Genomic DNA, 8,324 nt, shown 5'->3' with positions numbered 1-8,324 from the left:
AACCGGGCAAACAGACGCATGGAGGCGATTTCGTACAGAGCATCTTCCATCGCGCCATCGCTCAGGTTGTACCAATGTTGCATGCAGTGAATGCGTAGCATGGTTTCCAGCGGATAAGGTCGCCGGCCATTACCAGCCTTGGGGTAAAACGGCTCGATGACTTCCACCATGTTTTGCCATGGCAGAATCTGCTCCATGCGGGACAAGAAAATCTCTTTTCTGGTCTGACGGCGCTTACTGCTGAATTCACTGTCGGCGAAGGTGAGCTGATGACTCATGATGAACCCTTTTTCATGGCTCCAGATGACAAACATGATCTCATATCAGGGACTTGTTCGCACCTTCCCTAGAGAAAAAATCTCACCAATCCAGCATGGGGGCGATGGAAAAACGCTGCGCCTGCATAAAAATCATCCGGGTTGGCTAAAGAAAGGGGCGGATTTTATCACAACGTGAAGCAGCCCCAGAAAATGAATTTTGTCGCCGCGCCATGCTAGGCCCTGTGATAGTATCCGGCTAATAGAAAGGGTATCTGCGCGATCATGAATCAAGACCAACTTTTACAACGAGCCGAGCGACTCTGTATACAGCGAGGGATCCGCTTCACCCCGACCCGGCGTCAGGTATTTCGCCTGCTGGCGGCACACGGCAACGCCATCAGCGCCTATGATTTGTTAGCCCAGCTGCAACAAACCGAAGCCAATGCCAAGCCGCCAACCGTCTATCGGGCACTCGATTTTTTGCTCGAACAGGGCTTTGCTCACAAGGTGGAATCGCTCAACGCATTTATCTTCTGTTGCCACTTCGATCATGCTCACCCGATGCAGTTACTGATCTGCGACGAGTGTGGCGATGTGGTCGAGCTTCACGATACGGCCATAGATAGCGCGTTTTCCGAGCAAGCCCACTTGCATGGTTTTACGATTACCAATAAGACAATAGAGGCACATGGCCAATGTGCTCGCTGTACGCCCACTGTAGGAAGTCATCATGAAGGCTGATTTTGTAAATCCGTTCCTGCTATCCCTGCTCAATGTGCTCTCCACCATGGCACAGCTGGAACTCAAACCGGGCAAACCAAAACGCAAGATGGATGAGCTGGCGCGCGGCGACGTCTCCGGCCTGATCGGCATGGTCGGCCCGCAGACCCGTGGTTCCCTCTCCATCAGCTTCGAGAAGGGGCTGGCGCTGGAGATCATGCGCCGCATGCTGGGGGAAGCGCCCGCCAACATCAACGAAGAGGTGACCGACATGGTCGGTGAAATCACCAACATGGTAACCGGTGGCGCCAAGCGGATGCTGGGTGAGAAGGGTTACGAGTTTGATATGGCCACCCCCATCATCGTCTCCGGAGCCAACCACACCATCACCCACCGGGCCGATGGCACCAAGATCATGATGCCGTTCGAATCAGATTACGGCCGCGCCACCATCGAAATCTGCTTCGAGTAACCCTATGTGGAAAGCATTGAAATGGATTTTCATCTGCTGGGCCCTGTTGTTGATCCTGTCGGATATCCAGATCAGCACCTCCCTCTACAAATACGAGGATAACCGGGTGCTCATCAACTTCCCCCGCTGGGAAGCCAAGCAGCCCTGGGGCACCTTCGAGTGGCATGCCGGACGGGTGCAAACCCACTGGTACGGTCTGGACGGCAAACCCAAGCCGACAGGCCCGCAAATCTGACTTGTTAACGGATCCGGCAGAAACAGAAGAGGCCAGCAGCTGCTGGCCTCTTTGCTATCTCGTTGTTCCAGAATCAAGCCGCTTCGGCAGCCAGCTTTCCGCTTGGCCGCACCAAGATGCCAAGGCCGCAGGTCAGCAGGGTCGGCAGCAACCAGGCGAGGCCCTTATCGAACAGCGGCAGGAAGGCGAACGCATCCATCTGCATACCGGCAGCGCCCAGTCCGTCCAGACAGCCGAACAGGAAAGCCACCAGCAGCACGGCACGAAACACCATACGTGGCCGACCGAAACCACCCTGAGCAAAAGTAACCAGCACCAGCGCGATGGCAACCGGATAGATGGCCACCAGTACCGGAATAGAGAGCCTGATAAGCTCGCTCAACCCCACATTGGCCACCAGGACGCACAAGCAGCCCATCAGCAGCACCCACTTGCGGTATGTCCAGCCAGCCAGACTGTGGAAGAAGTCGGCACTGGCGCAAAGCAGACCGACCGCACTGGTAAAACAGGCCAGGGTGATGATGGCCGCCAGGATGAGCTGCCCCGGTTGACCAAACAGGCTCAATACATAGGCATTGACGATGGCGCCGCCATTGCTGGTATCGCTCGCCACTCCCGCGGCGCTGTTGCCAAGGTAGAACAGGGAGATATAGACCGCCGAGAGTCCGGCCGCAGAGATCAGGCCTGCGATGGTCAGGTATTTGAACTGGCTCGGGTAGTCTTCAATACCCTTGCGCCGCAACAAACCGATGATGAGCGCGCCGAACATCAGGGAGGCCAGGGTATCCATGGTGTTGTACCCCTCCAGCATCCCCTTGATGAGCGGAGTCTCGACATAGTCGCCGCTGGCATCTGGCATAGTGCCCTGCGGCGCCATAAAGACCCCGACCGCCAGAATAAGCAGCATCACCATCAGGGCTGGTGTCAGGTACTTGCCCACCGCATCCAGCAGTCGGCCCCGATTCAGCGAGACCAGGATCACCAGAGCAAAGAAGATCAGGCTGTAAAGCAGCAGCCCGTGTTGACCAGCCTCGCCAAGCCAGGGCTTGAGCCCCATCTCGTAGGCGACCAGTCCGGTGCGCGGTGTGGCAAAGGCCGGTCCCATAATGATGTAGATGGCGATGGCCAGTGCCGTGGCGGCCCAGCCCGGTAGATAGCGGGTCATCCCGGTCCAGCCACCCGCGCCGCCACCTGCCCCTCCTTTGGCCACCGCAATCAGGGTGATCAGCGGCAAGCCCACCGCCGTCAGCAAAAAGCCGCACATGGCAGCCAGCAGATGCTCACCGGCCATGAAACCGGCCAGCGGCGGAAAAATGATATTGCCTGCCCCCAGATAGAAGGCAAACGTCATAAACCCCAATCCGAATACATCGGACAACTTCAATGATTTCGTCAAACCCAACCTCATCTGCCTTATCAGCTTGTTATTGATTGCACCCACTGCCTGGCAGATAACCGGTAACAATACCTCTTGCTTCTTTCTCGTCCTGAGACAGGACAAGAATCACTCACTCAGCATAAAGAAAATGAATAAAAGCTCAATATCAAATTAATATATTGAAACAATTTAACTATGCAGAGTTAATCACCAAGAAATTTGGCAATCTCAAAAGGATACAAAACGGAGGTTGCACCAAGAGGGGAGCACAGACGGCAAAGGAGTGGAACTGACGAACGTCGCCGACAGCGATCATCACGACACTACGGCACACACTCCAGCACAGACTGCAGAAAGATGAAAAACAAAAGAGCCTGCACGGGGCAGGCTCTTGGCAACATCACATCGGGCGTGATCAGGCGGCTTCGGCGGCCATCTCGGTCGGACGCACCACCATGCCCACTACGCAGGCCAGCAGGGTCGGCATCAGCCAGGCGAGGCCCTTGTCGAACAGCGGCAGGAAGGCGAACGCATCCATCTTCATGCCGGCAGCACCCAGACCATCCAGGCAACCGAACAGGAAGGCAACCACCAGCACAGCACGGAACACCAGACGGGGACGACCGAAGTAACCCTTCAGGAAGGTGACCAGCACCAGCGCCACGGCAACCGGATAGATGGCAACCAGCACCGGAATGGAGAGGCTGATCAACTGGCTCAGGCCCACGTTGGCCACCACGGCGCAGACAACGCCCAGCAACACCACCAGCTTCTTGTAGCTCATGCCGGTGAGATTGTGGAAGAAGTCTGAACAGGCGGAGATCAGACCCACGGCAGTGGTGAAGCACGCCAGGGTGATGATGGCGGCCAGGATCAGTTGACCGGGCTGACCAAACAGACTCAGCACGTAGGCGTTGACGATGGCGCCACCGTTGCTGACATCCGTCGCCACACCGGCCGCGGTGTTACCCAGACGGAACAGGGAAACATAGACCACGCACAGACCAATGGCGGAGATGAGGCCGGCAATGGCCAGATACTTGAACTGGCTCTTGTAATCGTTGATGCCCTTCTGGCGCAGTAGGTCGACGATCAGGGCGCCAAACATCAGGGACGCCAGGGTGTCCATGGTGTTGTAGCCTTCCAGGATCCCTTTCACGAAGGGGCTGTTCTGATAGTCACCGGACGCATCAGGCATGGTGCCTTGCGGCGCCACGAATACCCCGACCGCCAGGGTCAGCAGCAGCAGCATCAGTACCGGAGTCAGGTATTTGCCGATGGCATCCATCAGCTTGCCCTGGTTCATGGAAACCAGCATGGCCACGCCGAAGAAGATCACGGTATAGGCCGCCAGACCCGCCTGACCCATGTCACCGATGAACGGCTTGAGGCCCATCTCGTAGGCCACCAGACCAGTACGGGGCGCAGCAAAAGCCGGGCCGATGATGATATAGATGGCCACGGCCAGCGCGGTCGCGACACCGGCAGGCAGCAGTTTGGTCATGCCCGCCCAGCCGTTACCGGCTTTCGCCACGGCCAGAATGGTCACCAGGGGCAGGCCCACGGCAGTCACCAGGAAGCCGAACATCGCCAGGGAGAGGTGCTCACCGGCCATGTAACCGGCCAACGGCGGGAAAATGATATTACCGGCGCCCAGGTAGAAGGCGAAGGTCATAAACCCTAATCCGAGTACATCGGACAATGTGAGTGATTTCGTCAAGTTCAACCTCGTCTGTCTTGTAAATTATTGCTTGTTATAGTTTTTATCGGTCGCTGACCGGGTGTGTTCAGGGGGGATAAAAAAAGAGCCCCGCGTGTTTTTCCATCACAACCAGTGGTTTTAGCTGGTCTGGAGCGGGCGCTCGATCTGGAACCAGCATAATGGCGTGAAAAAATAGTTCAAGACGAAATTTACATCTTAAAATAGAAGGGGCTGGTCAGTTGGATATATCTGTCGGAATAGGCTCCATCAGCAGAATGGATCACAATCTCCCCCCTCTCACACCTGTTTAATCCTCTGCCAAGTAGCAATAAAACACGATTTGCCTCTTTACCCTCCCTGGTGATAACAGCTGTATAACAAATCCCATGCAGATCATAATGCGCCGAGATGCATAAAATTTCATCGGCCATCGCCGTCGGCAGTACCAGCGCCACCTGACCGTTCTGGCTCAGCAAACGATTGCTGGCTGCCAGTAATCCGTGACTATCGAGGGCGCCGGTATGACGGGCCAACGCCCGCGCCGGATCGCTAAATGACTGGCCTGCCACGAAATAGGGGGGGTTGGAGACGACAAGATCGTAGGGGGCGGCCTGATAATCCTGAATGGCACTCTCTATGATGGTCACCCGATCGGCCCAGGGAGAGGCCGCCGCATTCTCCCGCGCCTGGCTGGCCGCATTAATATCCAGCTCGACCGCATCGAGACGGCAGTCAGATCTGCTGCGCTGGGCCAGCATCAGGGCGATCAGGCCGCTGCCGGTGCCGATATCGAGCACCCGGTGCGCCTGTTCAACCGGCGCCCAGGCACCGAGCAGAATGCCATCGGTGCCTACCTTCATGGCGCAGCGATCGTGATTGATATGGAACTGTTTGAAGGTAAATCCGCGACTACGCCCCATCTGGCCCCCGTCATCTGAAAAAATGGTGGGCGATTATAGCGGCTAAGACACACTCACCAATAGGAGCCGACGAGATAATCGCCTATAATCTGCCGTTTCCTTAATGACCGAGTATTGCCATGAGCCAGTCCTTTGATGATTTCGACCTGCACCCCGCCCTCAACCGGGCCTTGGCCGAGATGGGATTCACCCGCCCCACCACCATTCAGCAGATGGTGCTGGAGCCAGCCCTGGACGGCCGCGATATTCTGGCATCCGCTCCAACCGGTACCGGCAAGACTGCCTCCTTCCTGCTGCCGGCACTCCAGCACCTGCTGGACTTCCCGCGCCGCAAGCCCGGCCCCTGCCGCATGCTGATCCTGACCCCGACCCGCGAGCTGGCGCTGCAGGTGACCGCCCACGCCAAGGCGCTGGCGGCACACACCAACCTCAGCATCGAGACCATCATCGGCGGCGTCAGCCACGATGAGCAGTTGCCTGCCCTGACCAAGACCACCGACATCGTGGTCGCCACCCCGGGCCGTCTGCTCGAGTACATCGAGAAAGAGGAGTTCGAGAGCCATGACATCGAAGTGCTGGTGCTGGATGAAGCGGACCGCATGCTGGACATGGGCTTTATCAAGGATGTGAACCGCATCGTGGCCGAAGCGCGCTATCGCAAACACACCATGCTGTTCTCCGCCACGCTGGAAGGAGCTGGCCTTGAGAAGTTCGCCAACGAGATCCTCAACGATCCGGTCGAGCTGCATGCCGAGCCGCCCCGCAGCGAACGTCGCCCGATCACCCAGTGGGTGCATCTGGCCGATGATGCTGCGCACAAGCTGGCGCTGCTGATCCATATCCTGAAAGATCCGGAAACCCAGAAAGCCATCGTCTTCGTCAAGACCCGCGAGCGTCTGGCGGAGCTCTCCGGCCAGCTGCAGGCGGCGGGCATCCCGTGCGCCTGGATCCGTGGCGAGATGGAGCAGAGCAAGCGCGTCGAGTCGATCCGCAAGTTCCACGCAGGGGAAGTGCCCTTCCTAATCGCGACCGACGTTGCCGCCCGTGGCATCGACCTGCCCAACGTCAGCCATGTCATCAACTACGACATGCCCTATGGTACCGACGTTTACGTCCACCGTATCGGTCGTACCGGTCGCGCTGGCAACCGTGGCTGCGCCATCAGCCTGGTGGAAGCCCACGACATGGCGATGGTTGCCAAGATCGAACGCTACACCGAGGAGCGCCTCAAGCGCCGGGTGATCGACGAGCTGCGCCCGAAACACAAGGAAGCGCGGGTACCGGTGAAGAAGAAAAAGCCGGTCGACAAGAAAAAGTCCGCCAAGAAGAAAAAGAAGAAGTAATCGCCAAGCACTAAAGAGAAGGGCCATCCCACGGGATGGCCCTTCTGCATGCTGCATCACCTTGCCTGGCGGTCAGGCCACGGCTCTGCGCATCCCCATATGGGGGATATCATCTTCGATATAGCCTTCCCCTTCCGCCACAAAGCCGTGCTGACCGTAAAATCCCTGCAGGTGGGCCTGCGCGCCTAGCCAGATGCTGTGAGTCGGCCAGCGAGCCTCGCACGCCTTGACCGCCTCGCCGATCAGCTGGTGACCAAGACCACCGCCACGCGCTTTGGGCGAGGTCACCACCCGGCCGATGGCGGCACCGCTCTCATCACCGATGCCGGGCGCCATGATCCGCGCATAGGCCGCCAACTGTTCGCCCTGATAACCGAGCAGGTGCAGCACGCCGTCCCGGCGATCCACTCCATCCAGATCCTGGAAGGGGCAGGTCTGCTCCACCACGAACACCTCGGCCCGCAATGCCAACAACTCGTACAACTCGTCAGTGGTCAGTTCAGACCAGGGTTTCAGGATCCAGTTCATCGGCGACTCCTTATCAGTTCGGCCTGCCAGCATAATCGTGACGCCAGCGCCCTGCATTAACCTTTGTTAAGTTCTTTCAGTCGTTTGCGAATGCGGCTCAGGCTGCAGATGCAGCGTAATGCGCGGGTAGATAGGGTATAGGGAGCAACACCAACCCCTTTGCACAAAATCGGGCGCTAATAGAGAGGAAGTCAGCCCTCGCCAAGTGCTTTCAACCGCTTGCGAATGCGGCTCAGGCTGATGGGGGTAATGCCGAGATAGGCGGCAATCTGGTGATCCGGCACTCTGGCATCGAGCTCGGGGAAGCATTGCAGGAAGTGCTGATAGCGGGCCTGCGGGCTCCCGGTCAGCAGCAACAGCTCCTTCTCCTCCTTGATGCGCAGTTGTACCTCCAGCAGGTGCTGGTACCAGACTGGCCAACAGCAGAGCTGGCGCAGGTCGGCCAGCTGGAATAACTGCAGGCGGCAGGGCTCCAGCGCCTCCACGCTGTAGCGGGCGGGTTCACCACTGAGCAGATGGTGGAAGTCGATAAACTCGTCCCCCTCCCAGTAGAACTCCTTGATGTACTCGCGACCATCCGCCAGCACCACTTTGGCCCGCAGCAGCCCCCGCTCCACCCTGACCAGCAGATCCGGGCTGTCGCCAGCGTGCCAGAGGCAAGATCTGGGGGCCAGAGTCAGCGAGCGGGCAAAAGAGAGGAGGCGCGCGGCCTCCTCTTTATCTGCGACCTGCGCCCAACTGAAGGGGGGTCTGTCGGTCATCACGG

General features: G+C 58.1%; 10 protein-coding genes. 4 read left to right on the top strand and 6 right to left on the bottom strand.

The annotated features are described in order from the left end of the window. Positions 1-278 (bottom strand): transposase (locus OKC40_RS12660; protein ID WP_176235144.1); only part of this gene is annotated, 278 nt, incomplete at its 3' end. Positions 279-542: 264 nt separating this feature from the next. On the opposite strand from OKC40_RS12660, the gene zur reads away from it, so the two are divergent. From zur to OKC40_RS12645, 3 genes are read left to right on the top strand one after another with little or no spacing between them, the layout of a single operon-like run. Beyond that, entirely contained in the window at positions 543-1,001 is a 459-nt protein-coding gene (zur, locus tag OKC40_RS12655) for a zinc uptake transcriptional repressor Zur (protein ID WP_005335805.1), read from the top strand. After that, on the top strand, positions 991-1,452 hold the full coding sequence (locus tag OKC40_RS12650; RefSeq protein ID WP_042656408.1) for a chemotaxis protein CheX: 462 nt from the start codon (positions 991-993) through the stop codon (positions 1,450-1,452). Before zur ends, OKC40_RS12650 begins: the two co-directional genes overlap by 11 nt. Positions 1,453-1,456: 4 nt before the next feature. After that, on the top strand, positions 1,457-1,687 hold the full coding sequence (locus tag OKC40_RS12645; protein WP_042656409.1) for a hypothetical protein: 231 nt from the start codon (positions 1,457-1,459) through the stop codon (positions 1,685-1,687). 73 nt (positions 1,688-1,760) lie between these two features. Here OKC40_RS12645 and brnQ (OKC40_RS12640) read toward each other — a convergent pair whose 3' ends face one another. The 3 genes from brnQ (OKC40_RS12640) to OKC40_RS12630 form a co-directional block, all read right to left on the bottom strand. Continuing rightward, positions 1,761-3,038, bottom strand: a complete 1,278-nt coding sequence (gene brnQ, locus OKC40_RS12640; protein WP_232093669.1) for a branched-chain amino acid transport system II carrier protein — start codon at positions 3,036-3,038, stop codon at positions 1,761-1,763. A 442-nt stretch (positions 3,039-3,480) separates the two neighbouring features. Further along, on the bottom strand, positions 3,481-4,785 hold the full coding sequence (gene brnQ / locus OKC40_RS12635) for a branched-chain amino acid transport system II carrier protein (protein WP_075113281.1): 1,305 nt from the start codon (positions 4,783-4,785) through the stop codon (positions 3,481-3,483). A gap of 191 nt (positions 4,786-4,976) precedes the next feature. Next, on the bottom strand, positions 4,977-5,687 hold the full coding sequence (locus tag OKC40_RS12630; RefSeq protein ID WP_182938277.1) for a tRNA1(Val) (adenine(37)-N6)-methyltransferase: 711 nt from the start codon (positions 5,685-5,687) through the stop codon (positions 4,977-4,979). 119 nt (positions 5,688-5,806) lie between these two features. On the opposite strand from OKC40_RS12630, the gene srmB reads away from it, so the two are divergent. Then, on the top strand, positions 5,807-7,030 hold the full coding sequence (gene srmB / locus OKC40_RS12625) for an ATP-dependent RNA helicase SrmB (RefSeq protein ID WP_182938278.1): 1,224 nt from the start codon (positions 5,807-5,809) through the stop codon (positions 7,028-7,030). A gap of 72 nt (positions 7,031-7,102) precedes the next feature. Here srmB and OKC40_RS12620 read toward each other — a convergent pair whose 3' ends face one another. Beyond that, positions 7,103-7,558 carry a GNAT family N-acetyltransferase gene (locus OKC40_RS12620; RefSeq protein WP_182938279.1) on the bottom strand — a complete coding sequence of 152 codons (456 nt, stop codon included), beginning with the start codon at positions 7,556-7,558 and terminating at the stop codon, positions 7,103-7,105. Between the two features lie 191 nt (positions 7,559-7,749). Next, entirely contained in the window at positions 7,750-8,319 is a 570-nt protein-coding gene (locus tag OKC40_RS12615) for a Crp/Fnr family transcriptional regulator (RefSeq protein ID WP_182938280.1), read from the bottom strand. Between the last annotated feature and the right edge of the window lie 5 nt (positions 8,320-8,324).

The sequence above is a fragment of the Aeromonas sp. QDB11 genome (assembly GCF_027705265.1).
In the GTDB taxonomy this organism is placed as follows: Bacteria; Pseudomonadota; Gammaproteobacteria; order Enterobacterales; family Aeromonadaceae; genus Aeromonas; species Aeromonas allosaccharophila.
Note: the sequence above shows the minus strand (reverse complement) of the source record. Positions and strands in the feature narration are given on the sequence as shown.

Bases quoted from the DNA above. Each gene is read 5' to 3' on its own strand.
- zur (WP_005335805.1), top strand. From the start codon at position 543: ATGAATCAAGACCAACTTTTACAACGAGCCGAGCGACTCTGTATACAG.
- OKC40_RS12650 (WP_042656408.1), top strand. From the start codon at position 991: ATGAAGGCTGATTTTGTAAATCCGTTCCTGCTATCCCTGCTCAATGTG.
- OKC40_RS12645 (WP_042656409.1), top strand. From the start codon at position 1,457: ATGTGGAAAGCATTGAAATGGATTTTCATCTGCTGGGCCCTGTTGTTG.
- brnQ (WP_232093669.1), bottom strand. From the start codon at position 3,038: ATGACGTTTGCCTTCTATCTGGGGGCAGGCAATATCATTTTTCCGCCG.
- OKC40_RS12630 (WP_182938277.1), bottom strand. From the start codon at position 5,687: ATGGGGCGTAGTCGCGGATTTACCTTCAAACAGTTCCATATCAATCAC.
- srmB (WP_182938278.1), top strand. From the start codon at position 5,807: ATGAGCCAGTCCTTTGATGATTTCGACCTGCACCCCGCCCTCAACCGG.
- OKC40_RS12620 (WP_182938279.1), bottom strand. From the start codon at position 7,558: ATGAACTGGATCCTGAAACCCTGGTCTGAACTGACCACTGACGAGTTG.
- OKC40_RS12615 (WP_182938280.1), bottom strand. From the start codon at position 8,319: ATGACCGACAGACCCCCCTTCAGTTGGGCGCAGGTCGCAGATAAAGAG.